The organism is Streptomyces albus subsp. chlorinus (assembly GCF_013302895.1).
In the GTDB taxonomy this organism is placed as follows: Bacteria; Actinomycetota; Actinomycetes; order Streptomycetales; family Streptomycetaceae; genus Streptomyces; species Streptomyces chlorinus.
This window is the reverse complement of record NZ_VJOK01000001.1, coordinates 1241830-1265395: the sequence shown is the minus strand read 5'-3', so window position 1 is coordinate 1265395 and position 23566 is coordinate 1241830. Positions and strand designations below refer to the sequence as shown.

Here is a 23566-nt window from a genome sequence, read left to right as displayed (position 1 = left end):
CCCAACACCGCGCGCAGCGGGGCGTCACACGGTGCAGCGTGGAAGGCAGCGTCCGTGACGCGCGGAACCGGCGAAGCGCCGAGCCGGCCCGGCGCCGGACCGGAGCAGCGCCGTACCGACGGCGTGCCAGGCCGACGAAGCGCCGAACCGACGACGAAGTCCACGACGACGAATCAGACGACGAGTCGCAGACGACAAGGAGATCCCATGCGCCTTCCCCGCTCCTCCCGCATCGCCACCGCCCTCGCCGCACTCACCGTGACGGCCCTCGTGCCGCTGTGCGGTGTCGCGCAGGCCGCGCCGTCCGACACCCCGCCCGCCACCTCCTCGGCCCCCGAGTCCGAGGGCGGCGACCAGGCGGGCGCCCCGAAGAGCGACTTCCGCCTCCTCGACGTGGGCAACCGCGAAGGCGTCCTCGGCCTCGGCATCCTGGGCGGCGTCGTGTGACACGGACGTCGCCGGGCGCCTCCCGGGGCTCCGGCTGCGGGTGGTTCCACGGGTGACGGGTCCGCGTGCCGGACCGCTCGGTGGGTCGCGTCCCTCCCGCGTCCCGCCTCGCGGTCCGGCACGCGTCCGTCCGGACGCGGACCCTCGTGCGGTCCGTCAGCCGAGCGCCGGAGGACGCCAGTCGGCATGCCGCAGGACCATGCGGAGCGACGCGGAGGAGGGGGCCAGCCGCATGGCCGTGTCGCGCAGGGCCACGACGGCGGGGTGCGTCGGCCGCACGCTCATCCGCCCCGCACGGCGGGCGGCGCGGGCGACCTCCTGGGTGCGTGGCCGCCGCTCGGCGTCGTACCGTGCCAGCGCGGAGGGCACGTCCGGGGAGTCGGCGAGCGCGGCGGCCAGGACGACCGCGTCCTCCAGCGCCTGGCAGGCGCCCTGCCCGAGGTGGGGAGGCATCGCGTGGGCGGCGTCGCCGAGCAGGGCGACCCGGCCCACCGCGAAGCGCGGCAGGGGAGTGGCGAGTTCGGTGATGTCGTGGTGCAGCACGTCCTCGGGCCGGGTGGCCTCCAGCAGTCGCGGGATCGGGTCGTGCCAGCCGCCGAACCGCCGGCGCATCTCGCCCAGGGTGTCCACGTGGCGCACCCGCGGCGGACCGGCGAGGACGGCGTGCCACTCGGCCCTTCCGTCCGCCAGGGCGAGGTGGCCGAACTCCACGCCCGGCCCCAGGGTCAGTTCGAAGTCGGTGCGCAGCTCGGCCGGTCCCTCGGTGAGGGCGCGCACGACGCTCGTCCCGGCGTACGCGGGGCCCGGGTGGTCCGGGAAGAGCCGGGCGCGCAGCTGGCTGCCCACGCCGTCGGCGGCCACCACCAGGTCCGCGTCCAGGGCCGAGTCCCCCAGCGGCACCCGCACCCGGTCCCGGGCGGGGTCGTCCTCCACGCGGTCGGCCTCCTGCCCGATACGCAGCGCCCCCTCGGGCAGCGCCTCGCGCAGGGCCCGGTGCAGGTCGGAGCGCGTGATGCCGATGATGGGCGTTCCCAGCGCCCGCTCCAGTGCCGTTCCGTCCAGCCGGGTCAGCCACCGGCCGCCGGGTGTGCGGGTGCCGCCCGTGTACTGGGGGAGCGCCGCCTTCCGTACGGCGTCGCCCGCGCCGAGCACGTCCAGGGCGCGCAGCCCGTTGGCGTGCAGGGAGATGGCGGCTCCGGCGTCGGCGAGGACCTCCGCCCGCTCGATGACCGTCACCTCCCAGCCGATCCGGCGCAATCCCAGGGCGACGGCCAGTCCGCCTATGCCGCCGCCCACCACCACCGCGCTGCTGCCCATTGCGGTCCCCTCTCGTTCTACATCTGTAGAAGAGCGTACTCCGCTTCTCTACAGGTGTAGAAAGGAGGGGTGGCCCTCCTGAGCAGCGACCCCCGCGACCGTCCGACCCTCCTCGCCGACACCGCCATCGGCGTCCTGGCCGAGGAGGGGATGCGCGGGCTCACCCACCGCGCCGTGGACCGCGCGGCCGGACTGCCCGCCGGAACCACCTCCGCGTATCTGCGCACCCGTCAGGCACTGCTGACCGCCGTCGTCGGCCGCCTCGTCGCGCTCGACCAGGCCGAGTTGGACGCGGCCGGGCGGAAGATCCCCGTTCCGCGCGACCCCGGTGAACTGGCCCGCCACCTGGCCGAGTTCACCGCGCGGCGGCTCACGGGAGAGGGGCGGCGGCGCTCCCTGGCGCGCTACGCCTGCGCCGTCGAGAGCGTGCGCCAGCCCCAGCTCCGCGAAATCCTGCGCCCCCGGCGCAACGCGGCCCGCGAGGCGGTCCGCGCCTTCCTCGCCGCGCGGGGCGTGGCGGACCCCGAGGAGCGCACTCTGACCCTGCTGGCCTGCGTGGACGGGCTGGTCTTCGACCGCCTGGTGGACGGCGGCGAGGTGACGGAGGAGGAGATCGGCGGCCTGGTCGCGGCCGCGCTGCGGTGACGGCACGGCGCCGGGCGTGCGGCGGGGCGCGGGACGGGGGCGGTCCTCCGCTGACGTGGGCCGCGGTGGGGCGGTCCCGGTCCGCGCTCTCCGCCCAACTCGCCCCGCACACCCCCGGCTTCACATGCCCCGGCCCGTGGTGTCGCCCAGGGGAGGGATACGGCGCATCGTGGGGGCGGCGCGGTCGTTGACAGGGCGCAACGACCGCGCCGAGCCGCAGGAGCCCCCATGCGCAGGAAGTTCCCGTCCACGTTGGCCGCCGGAGTGCTCGCCGTCTCCGGGCTGCTGGGCACCGGGCTGGTGGCCCCGGCCGGTGCCGTGGCCGCCGGCCATGCGCCCGCCGTCTCCGCCCCCGCCCCCGCCACCGTCCCTGTCGTCTCCGCCGACCCGGCCCCCCTGGCCCCCGACCCCAAGGTCAGGGCGGAGGCCGACCGGATCATGAACCTCACCTACCGGCAGTTCGCGAAGACCCCGCACGTCGCCCCGTTCAACTGGAACACCGACGGCTGCTCCGTGCCCGCGGGCTTCCCCTACCGCGACATCTTCCGGCCCGCCTGCGTCCAGCACGACTTCGGCTACCGCAACTACGGCGCCAGGCACCAGCTCAAGCTGAGCCCGACCCGCGAGACGAAGAACTGGATCGACGGCCGCTTCCGCACGGAGATGCGGCGCCTGTGCGCCGACACGTACACGGCCCCGCGCGCTCTGCGCAACTGCCGCGACGCGGCCCAGACGTACTACCTCGGGGTGCAGGTCGGCGGCGACTCGTCGTTCTTCTGACCGCCCGCCGCCACCACCGCCGTCAGTGCGCCCACCACTGGTCGTACGCGAGTTTGCCGACCAGGCCGACGACGGTGACCAGCAGGACGCCCCGCACGAAACCGCTGCCGCGTTTGAGCGCCATGTGCGCCCCGGTGAAGGCGCCCGCCATGTTGCAGACGGCCATGACGGGCGCCAGCGACCACAGCACCGTGCCCTGCCAGGTGAACATGGCCAGGGCACCGATGTTGGTGCAGACGTTGACGACCTTCGTGGTGGCGGAGGCGGTGACCATGTCCATGTTGAGCAGCGCCACCAGGGCGATCACCAGGAAGGTGCCCGTACCCGGGCCGAGCAGCCCGTCGTAGAAGCCGATGCCCACGCCCGCGACGGCGAACGCCGTCAGCACGCGCCCCCGGGTGGCCACGCCGCCCGGGGCGTGGCCGAAGTGCGGCCGCAGCACCACGAACGCCGCGACCCCCAGCAGCAGCACGATGATCAGCGGGCGCAGCACCGCGCTGTTCACCCCCGCGGCGAAGAACGCCCCGCCGAGGGAGGACAGCGCCGCGACCACCCCCAGCCGGCAGGCGAGCCGCACATCGACGGGGGCCTTGCGCGCATAGGTCACCGCGGCGGCCGAGGTGCCCACGACGGCGACGGCCTTGTTGGTGCCCAGCGCGTACGCCGGGGGCAGGTGCGGGAAGGCGATGAGCAGCGCCGGAAGCTGGAGCAGGCCGCCACCGCCGACGACGGCGTCGATCCAGCCGGCCAGGGCGGCGGCGACGCACAGCACCGCCACCGCCGTGAACGATATGTCAAACACAGGTGTGAGCCGTCCTCGTCATGTCCTGGGGGCCCGAAGGCGCCCCCAGCATCGCAGACGATCATCCGGCACCCCGCACCGCGCCCCGGCCCCGTACCCCGCCCCGGCCCCCCGCTGCCCCGGCGGGCCGCACCCTGACGAGGACCCGCCGCTCGCGGGGGCCGCCGCTCGCCGTGTGGCCGCTCCTGGCCCTTGTTGTCCGTACGGAACACACGGAAGATGCTGACCGCCGACCGAAAGTCCGAACCCTGAGCGCCCACGCAGGTCCGAGCGGTTCGTCGCCTCCGACCGTACGTGGCGGTGGAGGTGGCTTCGTGCCGTACGCGGTTCTCAGATCCCCCGGGGCCTCCCGGTTCGTCGGCCGCGGCGACGAGCTCGGCGCGCTGTGCGAGGCGCTGGCCACCAGCCCGTCCGTCGCCTTCGTGGAGGGAGAGGCGGGGATCGGCAAGACCCGCCTCATCGACGAGGCGCTCGGCCGCCCGGCCGCGGCCGGGCGGCGGGTCCTGGTCGGCACCTGCCTCCCGCTGCGCGAGCCCTTCCCCTACGGCCCGGTCGTCGACCTCTTCCGGGGACTGGCCGAGGAGCTGCCGTCCCGGCTGAACCCGGTCTGCGGGGCGCTGCGCGGCTATCTGCCGGAACTCGCCGCGGCCCTGCCGCCCGCCCCCGAGCCGTCGGCCGACCACCGGGCCACCCGGCACCGGCTCTTCCGCGCCGTGCGGGCCCTGCTGGAGGCGCTCGGTGACACCGTCGTCGTGGTGGAGGACGTCCACTGGGCGGACGACGGCACCCGGGACCTGCTGCGGTTCCTCGTCAACGCCCCGCCCGCGCGGCTGACACTGGTGCTCAGCTACCGGCGTGAGGACCTGCCCGACGGCGGCCTGCCCCTGGGCCGGGCCCACCGGTGCCCGCCGGGCACCACCGAGGTCCGCATACCGCTGCACCCGCTGGACGCGGACGCCGTGTGCGACCTGACGGCGGCCATGACGGGCGGGCTCCCGGTCTCCGCCGAGGTGGCGGCCGAACTGCACCGCAGGACCGCGGGCATCCCCTTCGTACTGGAGGAGACGGTCAGGGTGCTGGCCGCCGGCAGCAGGACGCAGCGGTGGCTCGACCTCGACGCCATCGAGGCCATGCGGGTGCCCGCCCTGCTGCTGGAGGCGACCGCCGACCGGATGGCCCAGCTGTCCCCGGCCGCCGCGGACGCCGTGCGCGCCGCCGCGGTGCTGCGGGTGCCCGCCGAGGAGGAGCTGATCGCCGAACTGATCGGCGAGGAGGGCACGGAGGGCGGCCGGGCGCGGAACGGGAGTCCGGCGCCGGCCCGCCCGGCGCCCGGCGGAACCCCTGTCCCCCCGCGCGGGAGACACGCCGCGGCGGCGGCCCTCCGCGAGGCCCTGCTGGCGGGCGTGCTCCACGAGACCGAGGGCGGCCGGTACGGCTTCCGCCACACCCTCGCCCAGCAGGCGGTCTACTCCATGCTGCCCGGACCCGACCGGCACCAGCTGCACCGGCGGGCCCTGAGCGCGCTCAGCCGCAGGGACCCGCCGCCGCTGGTGCGGCTCGCCTACCACGCCCGGCTCTCCGGCGACTGGGCCGCCTGGCACCGCCACTGCGAGCAGGCCGTCGACGCCGCGCACGCCATGGGCGACACCGCGCTCGTGGTGGAGCTGCTGGAGGAGCTGCTGTGCGACGACCAGTTGCCGACGCGGGAGCGGGGCCGGCTGGCGGCCCGCCTCAGCAGGGAGGCGGCGGTGGGCCTGGCGCACCGCCGGGCCACCGGGCTGCTGCGCCGCGTCCTGCGCGACACCAGTCTGCCCGAGGGGCTGCGCGGGGAGATCCGGCTCAACCTCGGGCTGCTGCTGAACAACCAGGCGGGCCGCTACCAGGAGGGGCGGGCCGACACCGCCACCGCCGTCGCGGAGCTGCGCGACCGGCCCGCCCTCGCGGCCCGCGGCATGGCCGCCCTCGCCATGCCCAGCTGGGGCGACCAGCCCCTCCAGGTGTACGAGAAGTGGATCGCGCGGGCGGAGGAGCTGGTCGCCGCCCAGCAGGACGGCGCCCTGCGGATCGCCGTACGCGGCAACCACCTCACCCTCCTGATGTCCACCGGGGCCCCCGGGGTGTGGGAGCAGGCCGGGGAACTCCTCGCCCAGGGCCGCTCCGTGGCCGAACGCCGCGAGGTCGCCCGCGCCTGCGGGAACCTCGCCGACGCCGCGACCTGCCTGGGCCACTACGAGGCGGCCCGCCGCTTCCGGCTGGAGGGCCGCCGGCTGGCCGCCGAGTGCGGCGCCCCCTACCTGGAGAGCATCGTGGAGGGGACCGCGCTGCGGCTGGCCTGGTACACCGGCGAGTGGGACGGGCTGGCCGAGCGGGCGCACTGCGCGCTGGGCATGGTCGGCGGAGTGTCCGGCATCGCCGCCGACGCCCATCTGGTGCTCGGACTGCTCGCGTCGGCGCGCGGCGAATGGGAGGAGGCGCAGACCCGGTTGCGGGACGCGGGGCCGGCCGACCCCGCCAACGCCCCCGCGAACATCCTGGCCGCCGCCTCCGCCGCCCTGGCCCGGCTGCGGATGGCGTGCGGCGACCCGGAGGCCGCCTGCGCGGAGGCGCTGCGCGCGGTGGCGCGGATCCGGGAGAAGGGCATCTGGACCTGGGCGGCGGACCTGATGCCGAGGGCCGTCGAAGCCCTCGTACGCTGCGCACGGCACGACGAGGCCGCCGCGCTGACCGCCGAGTTCGCCCGGTGGCTGGCCGGACGGGACACCCCGCTGGCCGCGGCGGCGCACCGGGCGTGTCAGGGCGTGCTGGCCACCGCCGCCGGCCGGCACACCGAGGCCGCCGCCGCGTTCGACACGGCCCGCGACGCCTACGCCGCCCTGCCCCAGCCCTATTCGGCGGCCCGCACGGGGGAGGCCGCCGCCCGCAACCGGCTGGCGGCGGGGGAGGCCTCCGGCGCCGCGCAACTCGCCTGCTGTGCCGAGGAGTTCGCCGCACTGGGGGCGATCAGGGACGCGGCCCGGTGCCGCAGCGCCCTGCGGCAGAGCGGGACGAGGCTGCCCTCCCGGCGGGGGCGGCGGGGGTACGGGGGCGCACTCTCCCCGCGCGAGAGGGAGGTGGCGCGACTGGTCGCGCTCGGTCGCACCAACCGGCAGATCGCCGAGGTGCTCTTCCTCTCCCCGCGCACCGTGGAGCAGCACGTGGCCCGGGTGCTGCGGAAGCTGAACGTGGCCTCGCGGGCCGAGGTCGCGGCCCTGAGCCCCGCCGCCCTGGAGCCCCCGGGCCCGGCTCCGGGCGCTCCCGGTCCCTCGCGCACCGGTGCCGACGGTGCGCGGGAGGAGAGGTGACCGGGTGTCACCTCCCGCCGCCGGGGGAATAGGTACCCCTACCTATGAGGTTCCGGATTGTTTTGCTCCGGTGCCGGGCGGAAGGTGATGCCACCTGGCCGGGCGCGACCCGCCCGGAACCACCCCCACCACGAGGAGCAGCATCCATGGGTACTCGTACGCGCAGCAGACGCTTCGCCGCCCTGGGCATCGGTGCGCTGACCGCGACAGTGCTGGGGCTGAGCGGGGCCGCCACCGCCGGCGCGTCCACCCCCGACGCCGCACAGGGCTCCATCCGCAACGCCTCCGCGCCCGGCGCCGTGCCGGGGCAGTACATCGTGGCGCTCGACGGCGAGGCCTCGGTCTCCGCCGCCGCCCGCTCCCAGACCCGGGCCACCGCCGAACGGCTCGCCCACAGCCACGGCGGCAAGGTCGGCCAGGTCTACTCCGCGGCCTTCCGAGGCTTCTCGTTCCACGCGACTCAGGCGCAGGCCAGGAAGCTGGCGGCGGCACCGGGCGTCAAGTACGTCGAGGCCGACGGCACGGCCCGTGCGACCGGGACCCAGCCCAACCCGCCCTCCTGGGGCATCGACCGGATCGACGGCGCGCTCGACAGCTCCTACACCTACCCCAACGAGGGCTCCGGCGCGACCGCGTACATCGTGGACACCGGCGTCGACATGACGCACCCGGACTTCGGCGGACGCGTCACCAGCGGCCACGACTTCATCGACAACGACAGCGACGCCAGCGACTGCCAGGGCCACGGCACCCACGTGGCGGGGACGGTCGGCAGCCGCACCTATGGCGTCGCCAAGAGCGTCAGGATGGTCGCGGTCCGGGTGCTCAACTGCCAGGGCTCGGGCCAGTGGTCGCAGGTCATCGGCGGCATCGACTGGGTGGCGCGCAACCACAGCGGGCCGTCCGTCGCCAACATGAGCCTGGGCGGCGGCGCCAGCACCTCGGTGGACAACGCCGTCCAGGGCGCCATCAACAGCGGCGTCACCTTCGCGGTGGCCGCGGGCAACGACTCGCGCGACGCCTGCGGCACCAGCCCCGCCCGGGTCCCGGCCGCCATTACGCTCGGCTCCACGGACCGCGGCGGCAGCCGGTCCTCCTTCTCCAACTACGGCCGCTGCCTCGACCTGTTCGCACCCGGCGGCAGCATCGTCTCCACCCGCAACGGCGGCGGCTCCACCACCATGAGCGGCACCTCGATGGCCACCCCGCACGCCGCCGGCGCCGCGGCCCTCTACCTGGCCGCCCACCCGGGCGCCTCGCCGGGCCAGGTGCGCGACGCCCTCGTCAACAACGCCCAGACCGGTGTGGTCGGCAACCCCGGCTCCGGTTCCCCCAACGCCCTGCTGAACGTCAGCCGGCTGGGCTGACCCGCACGGCCGACCGCCGGCCCGTGGAACCGTCCCCGGACGGCCCCACGGGCCGGCCCCGCGCGCGGCGGTGTCCCAGGCGTACTTGTCAGCGGCCCGGGCGGGGACCGGGGGCGCTCCGGCCGTGGCCGCGCGGACAGGTGTCAGGGGCCGGCTTGCCCGCGAAGCGGTCGGCCAGCCACCGGGCGGCCGAGGGCGTGCCGAGCGCGGCGCCGGTGACGTGCCCGAGGAGCGGCAGGCCCCGCCACCGTACGGTCGCGCCGCGGCGGCACCAGGCGGTCCGCAGCCTCGCCCCCACCTTGTAGGGGATCAGCTCGTCCGCGGTGCCGTGGTAGAGGTGCACGGGTGCGGCGGGGGCCGTGCCGCCGAGGTCGGAGGAGCGCAGGGCCCGCTGCCAGTCCGGCTGGTCGAGGGGGTTGCGGACCGTCACATCGGAGAGGCGCTCGACCGCGCGGGCCACGGTGTCGACGGCCACGCACTCGGACTTCAGGAAGTCCACGAAGCGGCGGCCCTCGTCGTCGAGGTAGGAGTCCAGGCCCAGCTCCGGGAAGGCGGCGTCCTGGCCGACGGCCGCCATCAGGACCAGGCCCGCACCCGCGTGGCCGTCGTTGTGGCGGGCCACCCGCATCAGGTCGGCGGGCACGCCGCCGGCCGCGGTGCCCACGAGGTCGAGTTCGGGTGCGTAGGTGTCCGCCAGTTGCGCGGCCCAGCCCACGGCCTGCCCGCCCTGCGAGTAGCCCATCAGCCCCACCCGGGACCGGGGGGTCACGCCCATCCGCCGTGCCTGGGGCAGCCGTTGGGCCGCGCGGGCCGCGTCCAGCACGGCGGTGCCCTCGGCCCGGCCGACGGTGTAGGTGTGGGTGCCGGGTGTCCCCAGCCCCTCGTAGTCGGTGACGACGACACCCCAGCCGCGCCGGATCACGGCGTGGACGAGCGGGGCCTCGACGGCGGTGCCCCGCGGGAAGTGCGCGGAGGGCGCGCACTGGTCGGCGATCCCGACGGTGCCCATGGCGTACGACACCAGCGGCCGTGGCCCCTTCCGCCCGTCCCGCGGCACGATCACCGTGCCCGAGACGGTGGTGGGACCGCCCCTGGCGTCGGTGGACGTGTAGGTGATCCGCCACGCCTCGGTGCCGGTCGGCCGGCCGGGCCGGGTGCGGAAGGAGGACGGCTCCGCACTCAGCAGCCGGCCCGGCTGCTGGAAGAGGACCCTCTCCCGCGGGCCGTCGGCGGTTCCCGTGGCCCGGGTGGGCGGCGGTGCCGTCAGCAGGGCGGCGACAGCGGTGACCGCGGCACCGGTGACGGACAGCGTGCGGGCCATGCGCCTCATGGCGGCTCCAACGTGGCCCGGGGCCGGGGGAGTACGGGCACGGCGGGAACCTATCCGCGCGGGGCGGACGGGACGCCGTCCCGCCGCGGGCTTCACCGGGGCGGGTGGCGGGCTTCACCGCTCCGGGTGTCCGGCGGGACCGGGCCTTGCGGGCCGCCTGCGGCTGTGGCAGGGGCCGGCCCCCGCACTGGGACGGCCCCGCGCTGGTCCGCCGCGCGGGAAAGGCGGGCCGCGAGGTGGCGCGCCGCGCGGGCATCGAACGTGTGGACCCGAGGCCGTCGAGCGGCGCGTAGGACGGGGCCGGCACGTTGCCGCCCCCGCCCTTCGACCCGGCGCCCGGCCCCGGGCACTGGCCGCCCGGCCCCGGACGTCGGCCCCCGGACGCCGGCTCCCGGGCGCCGGCCTCCCGGCGTCGGACCGGGGCGCGGCTGCTTGCGGGTCTGATCTCCGGGACCGACGCGCCTTTACGCGGGGTCGGCGCGTTGGCGCCCGGTCTTCGGGCGTTGCCGTCCGCTCTCCGGCCCCGGCGCGGCTGCTTGCGGCTCTGATCCCCGTGCCCCGGCCGCATGCGGGGGCCGGCACGTTGGCGCCCGGCCCTTGGGCGCCGGCCCCCGGACCCGGGCCCCGAGCGCCGGCCCCGGGCGCGGCTGCCGCCGACCTGATCTCCGCGCCCCATGCCCAAAGGCCCCGCGCGCCCCACGCGCTCTGGGCCCCATCGTCCCGCGCGTCCCGCGCACCCCGCGCGCTTCCCCGCGCCGTGAGCGCCCCGTGGTGCCACCCTGGGCAGGGTGAAGGACGTGCGACCGCTGTTGACCCTGGGCCACGGCACCGCCGGGCGGGACGAGCTGTCCCGCCTCCTGCACGGCGCCGGGGTGTGCTCGCTGGTGGACGTACGCACCGCGCCCGGCAGCCGGCGCAACCCGGACGTGCACCGGGAGGCACTGCGCACATGGCTGCCCGCGGAGGGCATCGGTTACCGCTGGGAGGAGCGGCTCGGCGGCTTCCGCCGGGCCGCGCCCGACAGCCCCGACACCTTCTGGCGCAACGCCTCCTTCCGGGGCTACGCCGGGCACACCCGCGACCCCGGCTTCGTCGCCGCCATGGACGAGCTGCTCGGTGAGGCGGCCCGTACTCCCACCGCCGTCCTGTGCGGTGAGACGGTGTGGTGGCGCTGCCACCGCCGGCTGATCGCCGACTTCGCGGTGCTGGCCCGGGGCCACCCCGTCCGCCACCTCGCCCACGACGGCCGCCTGACCGACCACCCGCCCACCCCCGGCGCGCGGCTGCGCGAGGACGGCCTGCTCGTCTACGACTACGACCGGGAGTGACGGGGCACGGCGAGGGGCGTGCCGTACCGGGAGCCTCCCCCGGTACGGCACGCCCCGTCGGCCATCGGTCGTCGGCTGGTCAGGTGCCGGCCGTCGGTCCCCTCCGGTGGAGGGGCGTCAGCCGCTCCCCGGCGGACCGTGCGGCTGTCACGGGAAGGTCAGCTTGAAGCTGTTGATGTATCCCGTGTCGGCCGGCCCCTTGTCCTGGACCCGCAGCTGCCAGACACCGTTGGCGTTCTCCGTCGAGGCGTTGACGGAGTACGTCTCGTCGATGTTCGGTGTCGGATCGACCGTGGAGCTGCGCAGCCGGTAGGCCTTGCCGCTCGGGCCGATCAGATCGATCTGGAGGTCACCGCTGTAGGTGTGGACGATGTTGACACCCACCTGGAGGTTGGTGGGGGCCTTCCCGGTCAGTCCGGAGGTGGTGATCTTCGAGGTGACCGCGGCGCCCGGGTAGTCGGGGATGGTGACGTCGGTGTCGTTGGTGAACGTCTTGCCGTGCCCCGGGTCGCCGCCGCCGGGCCGGGTGCCGACGGCGATGCCCGCCCAGGCGTCCGCGACGGCCTTGTACTCGGCGCTGGAGGTGCCGTACAGCTCACCGGCCACCGCCAGCGTTCCCGTGCGGGCCGCGGCGTAGTTGGTGGTGGAAGTGAACTTGGTGGTCAGCGCCTTGTACCAGATGAGCGCGGCCTTGTCGCGGCCGATGCCGGTGACCGGCAGCCCGTCCGCGGTGGGCGAGTCGTAGCTGACGCCGTTGATGACCTTGGCGCCGCTGCCCTCGCTCAGCAGGTAGAACCAGTGGTTGGCCGGGCCGGAGGAGTAGTGCACGTCGATGTTGCCGATACCGGCGTACCAGTTGTCCTTCGACGCGCCGTCCTTGCTGGGCTTGTCCTGGTAGCGCAGCGGCGTGCCGTCGCCGTTGATGTCGATCTTCTCGCCGATCAGGTAGTCGCCCTTGTCGGTCGAGTTGCCCGCGTGGAACTCCACGGCGCTGGCGAAGATGTCCGAGGTCGCCTCGTTCAGCCCGCCGGACTCACCGCTGTAGACGAGGTCCGCGGTGGCCGAGGTGACGCCGTGCGTCATCTCGTGGGCCGCCACGTCCAGCGAGGTCAGCGGGTGGGAGTTGCCCGACCCGTCGCCGTACGTCATGCAGAAGCAGCTGTCGTCCCAGAAGGCGTTGACGTAGTTGTTGCCGTAGTGGACGCGGGAGTACGCGGCCTTGCCGTCGCCCCGGATGCCGGAGCGGCCGTACACCTCCTTGTAGTAGTCCCACGTCTCGGCGGCACCGTAGTGCGCGTCGGCGCCGGCCGTCGCCGGGTTGGAGGGCGAGCCGTTGCCCCAGGTGTCGGTGGTCTGGCTGAAGAGCGTGCCGGTGCCCGACGTCCGGTTGTTGAGGTTGTTCGTCTTGTGTCCGCCGCGGTCGTTGTCGGTCAGCGTGTAGCTGGAGCCCGACTGGGCGGTGCTCAGCGGGACCTGACCGCTGTACTGGGTGTTCCCGGTCCCGTTGTGGACGCCCTGCCACTGGAAGAGCTTCTTGCCGCTGTCGGCGTCGGTGACCACGTGCAGCCGGCTGGGCGTGCCGTCGTCCTGGAGCCCGCCGACCACGGTCTCGTACGCCAGTGTCGGCCTGCCCTGGGCCATCCACACGACCTTGCGGGGCGCGCGGTCCGCGTCGGTCTTCTTCGAGCCCGCGGCGTCGGCGGCCTTGAGGGCCTGCCGCTCGGCCGTGGCCGGGCGTACCGTCGCCTCGGTGGAGACGTTCTTCAGCGTCGTCTTGGCGGCGCGGTGCACCTCCTGCGTGGTGCCGCCCTTCGCGGTCTCGACGACGAGGTCCCCGCCGAGCACCGGCAGCCCGGCGTAGGTGCGCTCATAGCGGGTGTGGACGGTCCCGTCGCGGTCCTTGACCACGTCGCGGACGACCAGCTTCTCCTTGGCGCCCAGCTTCAGCTTCTTCGCGGTGGCCTTCTTGGTGGCGTCAGCGTGCCGCAGCAGCTCGGCACGCTGGGTGGGGGAGAGCTTGGCGGGCAGCTCTCCGGTGTCGGCTCCCTTGGCGGTGGACCGGGCGGTGGCGGAGCCCTGCGCGTCGGCGGTGGCCGGGGCCGCCTGGACGGCGACCGAGAGCAGGGCGGCGACGGCACCGAGCGCGACACCGGCGGACGCCTTGCGGGTGGCACGGCGTCTGTGGGAGGTGGAGGTTCTTCGCAATGCTGACTCCTTCTGCGGGCCGCATGGATGCGCGGCCGGACAGACCGGACGGCGGGATGACCGTCCGGGCGGAACACGGCAGAACAAGGCAGAGCAAGGCAGAACTTGTGGGGTCCGCGCGGCGGGCCGGGCCGGGCCGGAAAGCCGCGCCGAACCGCACGGCCGCCCCACCTTCACACAGGTGGCTCGGCGGCATGACGAAGAGTGCCACCCGGATGTGCGGCTGTCAGGAGCGCGTCAAAGGATTGGCCGGAAACCGGTCCGTTGCCCGGAAACACCTGTTCGCTATCCGGAGCACGGGGAGGGCGGTCCGCACGGGAGAGAGCCCCGCCGTCCCGCCCTCAAGGGGCCCGAGCCGGCCGCGGACACCGTCACCACGACCCCGTCCCGGCCGGCTCACCGCGGATGAAGGCGACCGCGGCCCTGCTTCCCGGAGAGGTTGCGGGCCTCGGTCCGACCGTGGTCGGCGGCCTTGCCGAACTGGTCCTGCACGCCCTCCAGGGTGAGGTAGCCCTCGCGGTCACCGGCCCACTCCCCGTGCTGTTCCCGCCACAGCCGTGCCAGCTCGGTGAGCTGGTTGTTGCGCGCCCGGTGGACCTCGACGTTCTTCTCGGCGCCCTCCGCCGCCTGCTGGGACAGCTTCCTGGCCAGATCGACGGCCTTGTCGGCGTCGGTCCTCCCGCCCGCCCTCTGGACGTCCTCCCAGTCGCGGCAGCCGGCGCCGGAGGAGTCGTGGGCGTCCTCCACCAGTTGGCGCAGCGCCTCGGCGAGGTTCCGCTCCGACGAGGCGGCCGGCTCGGAGGAACCGCTCGACGCTCGATGTCCGCCTTCGCCGCCTCGACCTTCTCGCCGGACGCCGACTTCCTCGTCTCGTCGGGGTAGCAAGCGGGGTCGCTGACCGTGCCGTCGCCCGCCACGAACAAGCCGTCGCCGTTCAGCTCCTCGACCAGCTTGTGCAGATCCGACTGGTGCTCGCGCATCCACTGACGGGCGAGCTGGATCGCCCGGTGGATGCTCTTGGCCCCGTCCGGCGCGTCGTGGAACTCGCGGGCCACCTTGACCACGGACTGCTTGCCAAGCGCGGCGTTGGCGCCCGTCCAGACGGCACCCGTGGCCCGCCTCTCCAGCCGCACGACATCGGCGCCCTCGCCCTCCCCGGTGGCGGTCCTGGCGAACTCCTCCTTGATGCCCTTCCACTTGGTGAGCGCGGCGTCCAGCTTGCCGAACTCCAGCTCGCTCAGATCGCGGTACGACATCATCTCGATGGCCACGCAGCAGTGCCGCCCCTCAACCGCGCGCCGGGTCGGAGTCGTTGTGAAAGTACTCCGCGATCCGCGAAGCACTCTCCATGCCGAGCACGATGTCCCGCTCGTCCCGCGCGTGGGCCTCGCGAGTGAGGTCCAGATGGTTGGAGATCAGCCCGAACCCGTTCTTGAGAGCGCTGATCTGGGTGTTCCGGTTCTCGTTCACCTTCAGCAGCGCGTTGGCCGGATCCCCGAGCCCGCCCTCGTTGAGCAGGTGGATGGCGGCGGCGTGCGTCTCGACGCGAGCGCTGTCCTCCGTGTTCCCGACCCGGCCGTGGAGCTCGAAGCCCGAGGTTGCCGATCTGCCCCAACTCGTCGTCGCGCACGGTGAGGCCCGCCTCGGCCCCACCGCCCCCCGGTGCCTTGGCCTCGTTCAGCCGCATCCGCACAGCCTCGCGCCCGGCCGCCTTGTGGGCCCCCACTCCAGCTCGAACGACATCGATGCCTCCCCGCATCCGTACCGGACTGTGACCTGGGCGCTTCGGCTCCGCACCGACGAGGGCGCGGTCCGACGGGCCGGCGGGTACCGGTCCGTCCCGCGGCCGCCCACGGCCGCCCGCGGCGGCGGCGCGCGGACGCGTCGCGAACACCCGAGGCACCGCGACGGCCCCGCTGACCTCCGGCCAGGGAGTCAAGCAGGTGGCGCACCCAGGGTGAAGGTGATTCGATCAGAAGCGAAAACTGGGGGTACGGCAGGCAGTCCCGTGATCAACATCCCGCTGGACGCGGAGGCACTGGCCGCCACCCGGTTCGCCGTCTCCCCGCTGATGCAGGTCGGCACCCTGCCGCACCCGCACCGGCCGCGCACGGTGCGCGACAACTCCCTGTTCACGCCGAGGTCAGCGGCGTGCTCCGGGAACACCGGCTGGAACTGCTGGCCGCAGTGCGCCAGTTGACCCACTTCTTCGCTCCGGTCTTCTACGCCCCCGTCTTCCTGACACCCCCGGCCTCCCCGGGCCGGACACCCGACCCCAGCGAGGACCTGCACCGAGTCGCCTCCGCGCCCAGGCGCCTGGTGGCCTGGCGGCTCAGGAGTTTCCTGGAGGTGCGCCCCCGGCGCGGCGCCGCCGCCTCCGCCGCGCTGCGCACCGTGCGGGAGGCCGCCGACCGCGGCGAGCGGGAGTTCGCGGACCGGCTGGCCCGCGAACTGGACACCTTCTGGCTGAGGGCCCTCTCCCGGACCTGGCCGGGCGCCGCCGCGCTCGCCTGCGACGACATCGCCCTGCGGACCCGGCTGCTGGCGGACCACGGCCTGGGGCACGTACTGGGCTCGCTCCACGGCGCCGTCCGCTACGGCGACGGCGTCCTCCGACTGCCCGACCGGCAGGACACCGAGGTCTTCGCCGGCGGCCACCTCGTCCTCTTCCCCTCGCCGTGGGCGCACGGCTGCGTGCTGACCGTCGGCCCCGAGGGCAGCGCCCCGCCTTCCTCGTCCACCCCACCGGCACCGGCACCGCCGCGGCCCTCTCCGAGGACGCGGACCGCTCGCTGGAGGGCGTCATCGGGCCCACCCGGCACGCCCTGCTCGCCGGCCTCGACGTGCCCCGCACCACCACCGAACTGGCCGCGCTGCACCACCTCAGCCCCCCGACCGTCTCCTACCACCTCTCCCTGCTGCACCGCGCGGGCCTCCTCACCCGCACCCGCGCCCGCCACCGCGTCTACTACCAGCGCACCCGGCCTCGCGCCCCCCTCGGCACCACGGGCAGACCCACTCCCTCGTGGGCGTCATCAGGCCACCGTCATCAGGCCACTCCGTGAGGCAGGGGTGCGTATGGCGAGGGCAGGGGTGCGTATGTCTCCGGCGGTGGGCGGCGCGGCGCGCCCATGACCGCCCGCCGCGCACTTTCACCGAGTTCGCCGGGTCCGGCCCACCACTGCCACAGGCGCCACGCCGACATGACCGCCGCCCCCTGGCGCGTGGGCTACTCCTCCTCGAGCCTGCACACGGCTCGCGGCGACACACCGCATACGACTTGCGGCGGCGGACCGTGACTGTCGCGTCACTATCCGCCGCCGCGTGTGCGTATGGTGCGTGTCGGGAGGGGGACTTGAACCCCCACGCCCTGTAAAGGGCACTAGCACCTCAAGCTAGCGCGTCTGCCATTCCGCCACCCCGACCGGGTGTGCCGCGCGGGCCGTGGACGGCCCTGGCGACGGGTTAAACCTTAGCACCCGATGAGGAGTGCGATCACCCGGCTCTTGGGGCGCCGGGGTGCGAGCGGGAGGATGGGGGCCTACCTGCGAGAAGAGGAGGCAGCGTGAGTGCCGAGAGCGCCGCGAGCGCGCGGGCAGCGACCGCCGAGAACGAGGTCGTCGATCTGTGCCGTGAGCTGATCCGGATCGACACCAGCAATTACGGCGACAACGAGGGCCCGGGGGAGCGGGCGGCGGCCGAGTACGTCGCCGAGAAGCTGGCCGAGGTGGGCCTGGAGCCGCAGATCATCGAGTCCCGGCCGGGCCGGGCCTCGACCGTGGCGCGGATCGCCGGGGAGGACCCGTCGCGCCCGGCCCTGCTCATCCACGGGCACACCGACGTGGTCCCGGCCAACGCCGACGACTGGACGCACCACCCCTTCTCCGGCGAGATCGCGGACGGGTGCGTATGGGGCCGGGGTGCCGTGGACATGAAGGACATGGACGCCATGACGCTGGCGGTCGTGCGGGACCGGATGCGTACGGGCCGCAAGCCGCCCCGCGACATCGTTCTGGCCTTCCTCGCCGACGAGGAGGCCGGCGGCGTCTATGGCGCCCGGCACCTGGTCGACAACCACGCGGATCTCTTCGAGGGCGTCACCGAGGCCATCGGCGAGGTCGGCGGGTTCTCCTTCACGGTGAACGAGAACCTGCGGCTGTACCTCGTCGAGACCGCCCAGAAGGGCATGCACTGGATGCGGCTCACCGTGGACGGCACGGCCGGACACGGGTCGATGACCAACAACGACAACGCGATCACCGAGCTGTGCGAGGCCGTGGCGCGTCTGGGCCGGCACAAGTTCCCCGTCCGGGTGACCAAGACGGTCCGCTCGTTCCTGGACGAGCTGTCCGACGCGCTCGGCATCGAGCTGGACCCGGAGAACATGGAGGAGACCCTCGCCCGGCTCGGCGGCATCGCGAAGATCATCGGTGCGACGCTCCAGAACACCGCGGCCCCCACCCAGCTCGGCGCCGGCTACAAGGTCAACGTCATCCCCGGTCAGGCCACCGCCCACGTGGACGGGCGGTTCCTGCCGGGCCACGAGGAGGAGTTCCTGGCCGACCTCGACCGCCTGCTCGGCCCGCGCGTACGCCGCGAGGACGTGCACGCCGACAAGGCGTTGGAGACCACGTTCGACGGGGCGCTGGTGGAGGCCATGCAGTCCTCGCTGCGCGCCGAGGACCCGATCGCCCGCGCCGTCCCGTACATGCTCTCGGGCGGCACCGACGCCAAGTCCTTCGACGACCTGGGTATCCGCTGCTTCGGCTTCGCCCCGCTCAAGCTGCCGCCGGAGCTGGACTTCGCGGGAATGTTCCACGGGGTGGACGAGCGCGTCCCGGTGGACGGACTGAAGTTCGGGGTGCGGGTGCTCGACCGGTTCCTGGACCAGGCCTGAGGGACCCGGTTACGGGACCGAGGGCGCCCGGATTCGGAGCTGAGGGGGCCCGGGTCCGGGGCTGAGGGGCCCTGGACCAGGACTGACGAGCGGCGAGCCGGGGTCGCGGCTGTCGGCTTCCGCGGAATCGGACATCCGTATGGAAGTGACCGGGACGAGTGAATGATCCAGTCAGTTCGTAGCTCAATTCCTCCGTCCTCGTTACATCGAGTGCGGTCCTCGATGAGGGTCGTATTTGCGACTAGGAGGAACAATGATCAAGAAGGTCATCGCCGCCGCGGCTGCCACCAGCGGTCTCGTGCTGGCTGGTGCGGGTATGGCCGTCGCCGACTCCGGTGCGCAGGGTGCCGCCGTGAACTCGCCGGGTGTCGTCTCGGGCAACGTCGTCCAGGTCCCGGTCCACGTCCCGGTGAACGCCTGCGGCAACACGATCTCCGTGATCGGCCTGCTGAACCCCGCCTTCGGCAACCACTGCATCAACAAGTGATGCCGGGTCTCTTCGGACCCGTTCGGTGAGTACCGAACCTGAGCGGCCCCGGAGCGCGCGCCACGCGCTCCGGGGCCCTCGGGTCTTGAGGGGGCGGGAGGGCGCGCAGTCATGCGCCTCCCCCGGGCCGGTCACAGCAAGCCATCACTAGGCAGGGGATTCCACACCATGCGACAGGGCACCAGAAAGGGCCTGTTCACCATGGCCGCCGCGGGCGGCCTCCTCGCGATGTCAGGGGGGACGGCGCTCGCGGACGCGGGCGCCCAGGGTGGCACCGCGAACTCGCCGGGAGTACTGTCCGGCAACACCTTCCAGGCTCCGGTCAACGTCACGGTCAACATCTGCGGCAACACCGTGAGCGTCGTCGGGCTGCTCAACCCGGCCTCGGGCAACGCCTGCCCGGGCAGTGCTCCGCAGGGCGGGCACGGCGGCCGGACCCCCGGCGGCGGGCACGGCGGCGACGGCGCCCACGCCGGCGGCTCCTCCCACGGCTCACCGGGCGTCGGCTCCGGGAACGAGGTCCAGGTCCCCGTCGACGTACCGGTGAACGTCTGCGGCAACACCGTCGACGTCGTGGGCGCCCTCAACCCGGCGCACGGCAACGTCTGCGACGACCCCTCGTCCCCCGGGCCGGCCGACCCGGGCCACCCGCAGCAGCCCGGGAAGCCGGGAGAACCCGGCAATCCCGGTAACCCGGGGAACCCCGGCAATCCCGGTAACCCGGGGAACCCCGGTGATCCCGGTAACCCGGGCAATCCTGGAGGGCCCGGAGACCCGGGGAACCCCGGCAGCCCCGGGAACCCGGGTGATCCGGGCAACCCTGGCGACCCCGGCAGCCCGGGTGGCCCCGGGGGCCCTGGAAACCCTGGGGACCCCGGCAACCCTGGTGACCCGGGGAATCCGGGCGACCCGGGCGGTCCCGGGAACCCGGGCGGTCCCGGGAACCCGGGTGGGCCCGATGACCCGGGCAACCCTGGCGGTCCGGACCGTCCCGAGAAGCCCGGCGACCCCGGCAGCCCCGACACCCCGGGGGACCCTGGCGCCCCGGGCAGCCCCGGTGACCCGGCCGGTCCGGGCGAGCTGGACCAGCCCGGCAGCACGGGTGAGGTGCGCGCGGTCTCGAAGCCGGAGCCCGTGCCGGCGGCGGAGGCGCCCGAGACCTCCGCGGCCCAGGGAGAGCTGGCTCACACCGGTGCCGGATCGCAACTGGGCGTGGCCGCACCGCTCAGCGTGGGCATGCTCGCCGGAGGCTACGTCCTCTACCGGCGCTCCCGCGCCGCCGCCCGCCGCTGACGGGCGGACCGGGTCCGTATCGGAGAACGGCCCGGCCGCGGCGACGTAACGGCCCGGCAGCGGCGGCGTACAGCCCGGCCGAACGGGAGAGCGGCCGAATGGGAACCCGGTCGAACGGGAGCCCAGGCGAACGGGAGATCCGCCCGCATCGGAAAACGGCGCGGGCGGCACCGAGGAACGGCGGGCCGCACCGATATGAGACCCGGCCGCATGCACCGATATGAGACCGGGCCGCATCGAGACATGCGGCTGGGCCGCACCGGCATGTGGCTGGTCCGCACGGCCATGAGGCCGGGCCGCATCGACATGTGACGGGTCCGCACCGGCATGCGGCCGGCCGCATCACCGAGGCTGTGTCCCGTCGCGGGAACGGGTCGCCCCGTCGCGGGAGCGGGTCCCTCTCAGGGGCCCGCTCCCGTGCGTCCGGGTGTCACCAGGTGGCGCGCAGTTGGCGGATGATACGGCGACGCAGCCGCACTCGGCGGCTCCCGTCGGGGTACAGCCGCATCCGGGCCAGCTCCCAGTGCCCGTACTCGGCGTGGTCGGTCAGTAGTTGGGTCGCGGCCTTCCGGGAGACGCCGCGGGGGACATACACATCGCGAAACTCGTATTCCGGCATCGTCCCTATTGTGCGTGCGGAGCCCGTCTGCCGATAGCGTCTGCACTATGTCTGATGCTGCGCAGCCCACCGCTGCCGACGTACGCGCCGCCGTAGAAGCGGTCAAAGCCGCGCTGGACCGGCATCTGGAGGCCGTCGAGCGCCGTGCGGGTGAGTCCCGGGCACCCGGCGGAGCGGGCGCCGGTGAGCGGGGTGGGGCCCGGGCGGGTGCGGACGCCGCCGCGCTCGACTCCGCCGTCTACGCCGCGTTCGACGAGCTCGCCGCCGCCGGCGAGAACTACGACGAGTTGTTGTACGAGGTCTACGACGAGGTCACCCCCTTCGAGATCCCCGGAGGCGACACCCTTCCCTCTTACCGCGGTCCCGAGGTGCCCAGCGCGCTGAGCGTCCTCATCCGGCGTGACTACACCATCGCCGAGCCGCAGCGGATGCTCGCCCAGGCCGAACGCGTCACCGAACTGGACCCCGATTCCGCCGAGGACGAACGGGTCGAGGGCGCCTCGGCGGGCAGCAGCGCGCACGCCGCGCTGGGAGTGCTCTTCGGGGAGTACGAGCCGGACGAGATCGCCACCCGCCACAAGGAGTTCGGGCTGGAGGAGGGCGACTCCACCCTCTGGGTCGTCGCGGCCGACGAGCCGGCCGAGCCGGGGGAGTGGCTCTCCGCCCCCTTCGAACAGGCGGACCCGCAGCACGTCATCTGCCGCTTCGACGTCAGCTCCGTCTTCGACGAGGACGAGGAGGACCTGCTCGTCGAGACCCGCGGCGAACTCGACGACGAGCCCGATGATGAGCCCGACGACGAGTCCGAGGGCGAGCCTTACAACGACCACGACGAGGATGACCACGACGAGGACGACGAGGACGAGGACGACGAGGACGAGGACGACGAGGAAGAGAGCGACGACCCCGAGGACGACGACGGGGACGGCGAGGAGAGCGCGGACGCCTCGGACGCGAGGGAGGGCACGCGCCGACGGCGCTGACGACCGGCCCCAGGGCCCGCGCTGACGAGCCGGGCCCTGACGGGGCGGCGGTGCCCTGGCGGTTCGAGTCCGAGGGGACCAGACCCTGACGGGGCCAGGTCCTCACGGGGCGAGGCCCTGGCGGGGGCAGGTCCCGGTCAGGTTCCCACCAGGCGGGTCGCTGACGAGCCGGACCGGACGGTCGCACGACGAATGTTGCCGTCCGGTTCCGGGCGGACCCGTCGGCGGCCCGCGGCGGGCAGTGGGGCCCGAAATCCCGCCTCGAGCACCCTCCGCTGCCCGGGTACCCCGCGTTCCCCCGCAACCCCGGCGCCCTCGCCCGTCCGGGGGGGACAGCGGCCTCAGCGTCACCCCGGCACACACCCGTGCCCCGGCGTTACAACCAGGCTGGCCTCACAGCCCGCGCCCCGGTCCCACACCCGGACCCCGGTCCCACACCCGGACCCGGGGCTCACAACCCGCGCCCCGGTTTCACATCCCGGGCCCCTCCCGCCCCTCGGCGGTCTCCGCGGAGGCGGCGGCGGCCTGGGCCGCGCGGGCGGACTCCGTGAGCAGGGTGCGGAGGCGGGTGGTCCGTTCGCGCCCCGGGCCCGAGGCCACCGCGCGGGGGAGGGCGTCGCCCGCTCCGTGGACGACCGACAGGTGGCGCTCGCCGCGGCCGAAGGCGGTGTAGACCCACTCCCGGGACAGCGCGCCCGTGGCGTCACCCGGCAGCACCACGACCGCAGCGGGCCAGCGCAGGCCGGCTGCCTGGTGGGCCGTCACCGCCCAGCCGTGGCGCACCGTTTCGGAAACCCGGTCCGGTGGGACCGTCACCTCGCGGCCCGCGCAGGCCAGGTGCAGACCGCGGTCGTCCGCGGAGATCACCGTGCCGACGCTGGTGCGGCCGGGGGCGGGGGAGTGGGCGATCCGGTCACCGGGGTCGAACCCGGCGAAGCGGCCGGGGCCCGGGTTGAGCCGTTCCTTCAGGGCGGCGTTCAGCGCCCGGGTGCCCGCCGAGCCGCCGTGCCCCGGAGTGATGACCTGGGTCTCCTCGGTGGGCACGCCGATGGCCCTGGGGACCGAGTCGGCGACCAGCTGCACCGTCCGGTGCACGGCCTCGCCCGCGTCGCCGACGGGGACGATGACGACCTCCTTGGCGGGGGCCTCGACCTGGTTCAGCTCGCCGATGCCGATGCCCGAGACCAGCTCCCCGACGGGCCCGGGGTCCGGCGTCCGGGAGGCGACGTGCGGGCAGTACCGGGCCGCGACCAGGTCCCGGAAGACCTGGCCGGGGCCCGCGGACCCGAGCACGTTGGGGTCGCCGCTGAGCACCAGCCGTACGCCGTCCGGAAGGGACTCCAGCAGGGCGGCGGCGGTCTCCGCGTCGAGCTGCGGCGCGTCGCAGACGGCGAGCAGGTCGACCGCCAGCGCGCCCTCGGCGTCCCGCTCCGGCCCTTCCGTACCGGCCAGCACCCCGGCGACGGTGGCGCAGCCCGCCCCGTTCGCTTCCACGGGCGCGTCCGACCCGTCCCCGTCCCTGTCCGCCGCGTCCGGCCCGGCGCCGGCCGAGTCCGCCCCGGCCGCGCCCGCGTCCGGCTCGTCCCCGGTCGCGTCCGCACCGGCTCCCGCCGGATCCGCAGGGCCTCCGGACGGGTCCGAGGCGTTCCCCGCCGGATCCGCAGGGCCCCCGGCCGCGTCCGAGGCGCCCCCTGCCCGCTTCGTGCCGTCGCCGTCGGCCGGGGT

General features: G+C 74.6%; 20 protein-coding genes and 1 tRNA gene. 12 read left to right on the top strand and 9 right to left on the bottom strand.

The genetic code is table 11. The annotated features are described in order from the left end of the window. Positions 1–207 precede the first annotated feature (207 nt). Positions 208–447: a hypothetical protein gene (locus FM076_RS05790; protein WP_173868839.1), complete on the top strand. Its 240-nt coding sequence runs from the start codon at positions 208–210 to the stop codon at positions 445–447. A gap of 156 nt (positions 448–603) precedes the next feature. Here FM076_RS05790 and FM076_RS05785 read toward each other — a convergent pair whose 3' ends face one another. Beyond that, the gene (locus tag FM076_RS05785) at positions 604–1764 is read right to left on the bottom strand and encodes an FAD-dependent monooxygenase (protein WP_173868838.1); all 1161 of its coding nucleotides are present in this window, start codon (positions 1762–1764) and stop codon (positions 604–606) included. A 150-nt stretch (positions 1765–1914) separates the two neighbouring features. Here FM076_RS05785 and FM076_RS05780 point away from each other — a divergent pair, with 150 nt between their 5' ends. Then, positions 1915–2409 carry a TetR family transcriptional regulator C-terminal domain-containing protein gene (locus FM076_RS05780; protein ID WP_173874530.1) on the top strand — a complete coding sequence of 165 codons (495 nt, stop codon included), beginning with the start codon at positions 1915–1917 and terminating at the stop codon, positions 2407–2409. A gap of 228 nt (positions 2410–2637) precedes the next feature. Then, the gene (locus tag FM076_RS05775; RefSeq protein WP_173868837.1) at positions 2638–3189 is read left to right on the top strand and encodes a phospholipase A2; all 552 of its coding nucleotides are present in this window, start codon (positions 2638–2640) and stop codon (positions 3187–3189) included. A 22-nt stretch (positions 3190–3211) separates the two neighbouring features. Here FM076_RS05775 and FM076_RS05770 read toward each other — a convergent pair whose 3' ends face one another. Beyond that, on the bottom strand, positions 3212–3991 hold the full coding sequence (locus tag FM076_RS05770) for a TSUP family transporter (RefSeq protein WP_173868836.1): 780 nt from the start codon (positions 3989–3991) through the stop codon (positions 3212–3214). A 314-nt stretch (positions 3992–4305) separates the two neighbouring features. On the opposite strand from FM076_RS05770, the gene FM076_RS05765 reads away from it, so the two are divergent. Both FM076_RS05765 and FM076_RS05760 read left to right on the top strand, forming a co-directional pair. After that, on the top strand, positions 4306–7332 hold the full coding sequence (locus tag FM076_RS05765; RefSeq protein WP_173868835.1) for an AAA family ATPase: 3027 nt from the start codon (positions 4306–4308) through the stop codon (positions 7330–7332). 146 nt (positions 7333–7478) lie between these two features. Next, positions 7479–8699, top strand: a complete 1221-nt coding sequence (locus FM076_RS05760) for a S8 family peptidase (protein ID WP_173868834.1) — start codon at positions 7479–7481, stop codon at positions 8697–8699. An 88-nt stretch (positions 8700–8787) separates the two neighbouring features. Here the strand turns inward: FM076_RS05760 and FM076_RS05755 are convergent, their stop codons facing one another. Then, positions 8788–10029, bottom strand: a complete 1242-nt coding sequence (locus FM076_RS05755; protein ID WP_173868833.1) for a lipase family protein — start codon at positions 10027–10029, stop codon at positions 8788–8790. 788 nt (positions 10030–10817) lie between these two features. On the opposite strand from FM076_RS05755, the gene FM076_RS05750 reads away from it, so the two are divergent. Next, the gene (locus FM076_RS05750) at positions 10818–11357 is read left to right on the top strand and encodes a DUF488 family protein (RefSeq protein WP_345944898.1); all 540 of its coding nucleotides are present in this window, start codon (positions 10818–10820) and stop codon (positions 11355–11357) included. A gap of 147 nt (positions 11358–11504) precedes the next feature. Here the strand turns inward: FM076_RS05750 and FM076_RS05745 are convergent, their stop codons facing one another. From FM076_RS05745 to FM076_RS05735, 3 genes are all read right to left on the bottom strand, one after another. Next, entirely contained in the window at positions 11505–13562 is a 2058-nt protein-coding gene (locus FM076_RS05745; RefSeq protein ID WP_173868832.1) for a M4 family metallopeptidase, read from the bottom strand. Positions 13563–13958: 396 nt separating this feature from the next. Continuing rightward, the gene (locus FM076_RS05740; protein ID WP_173868831.1) at positions 13959–14309 is read right to left on the bottom strand and encodes a hypothetical protein; all 351 of its coding nucleotides are present in this window, start codon (positions 14307–14309) and stop codon (positions 13959–13961) included. Positions 14310–14849: 540 nt separating this feature from the next. After that, positions 14850–15215: a hypothetical protein gene (locus FM076_RS05735; protein WP_173868830.1), complete on the bottom strand. Its 366-nt coding sequence runs from the start codon at positions 15213–15215 to the stop codon at positions 14850–14852. Positions 15216–15570: 355 nt separating this feature from the next. Here FM076_RS05735 and FM076_RS05730 point away from each other — a divergent pair, with 355 nt between their 5' ends. Both FM076_RS05730 and FM076_RS33420 read left to right on the top strand, forming a co-directional pair. Beyond that, positions 15571–15762: a hypothetical protein gene (locus tag FM076_RS05730; RefSeq protein WP_173868829.1), complete on the top strand. Its 192-nt coding sequence runs from the start codon at positions 15571–15573 to the stop codon at positions 15760–15762. Positions 15763–16240: 478 nt separating this feature from the next. Next, a complete protein-coding gene (locus tag FM076_RS33420; RefSeq protein WP_202034911.1) occupies positions 16241–16627 on the top strand; it encodes a helix-turn-helix domain-containing protein in 387 nt (128 codons plus the stop codon). 275 nt (positions 16628–16902) lie between these two features. Here FM076_RS33420 and FM076_RS05720 read toward each other — a convergent pair. Next, positions 16903–16987: transfer RNA gene (locus FM076_RS05720), tRNA-Leu, on the bottom strand. Positions 16988–17127: 140 nt separating this feature from the next. Between FM076_RS05720 and FM076_RS05715 the strand changes: the two genes are divergently transcribed. The 3 genes from FM076_RS05715 (at position 17128) to FM076_RS32910 (ending at position 20239) form a co-directional block, all read left to right on the top strand. Further along, positions 17128–18459, top strand: a complete 1332-nt coding sequence (locus FM076_RS05715) for a M20/M25/M40 family metallo-hydrolase (protein WP_173868828.1) — start codon at positions 17128–17130, stop codon at positions 18457–18459. 253 nt (positions 18460–18712) lie between these two features. Then, positions 18713–18946, top strand: a complete 234-nt coding sequence (gene chpH, locus FM076_RS05710) for a chaplin ChpH (protein ID WP_173868827.1) — start codon at positions 18713–18715, stop codon at positions 18944–18946. Between the two features lie 168 nt (positions 18947–19114). Beyond that, positions 19115–20239, top strand: coding sequence for a chaplin (locus FM076_RS32910; protein WP_180217722.1), 1125 nt, complete (start codon positions 19115–19117; stop codon positions 20237–20239). 430 nt (positions 20240–20669) lie between these two features. On the opposite strand, the gene FM076_RS05700 is transcribed toward FM076_RS32910, so the two are convergent. Further along, the gene (locus FM076_RS05700) at positions 20670–20858 is read right to left on the bottom strand and encodes a DUF5703 family protein (RefSeq protein ID WP_055498790.1); all 189 of its coding nucleotides are present in this window, start codon (positions 20856–20858) and stop codon (positions 20670–20672) included. 47 nt (positions 20859–20905) lie between these two features. Here FM076_RS05700 and FM076_RS05695 point away from each other — a divergent pair, with 47 nt between their 5' ends. Continuing rightward, positions 20906–21841 (top strand): hypothetical protein, encoded by a 936-nt coding sequence (locus FM076_RS05695; protein WP_173868826.1) that lies wholly within the window; start codon positions 20906–20908, stop codon positions 21839–21841. Between the two features lie 471 nt (positions 21842–22312). Here FM076_RS05695 and FM076_RS05690 read toward each other — a convergent pair. Beyond that, positions 22313–23566, bottom strand: a 1254-nt coding sequence (locus FM076_RS05690; protein ID WP_243274321.1) for an ATP-dependent DNA helicase, incomplete at its 5' end; no start/stop codon positions are given.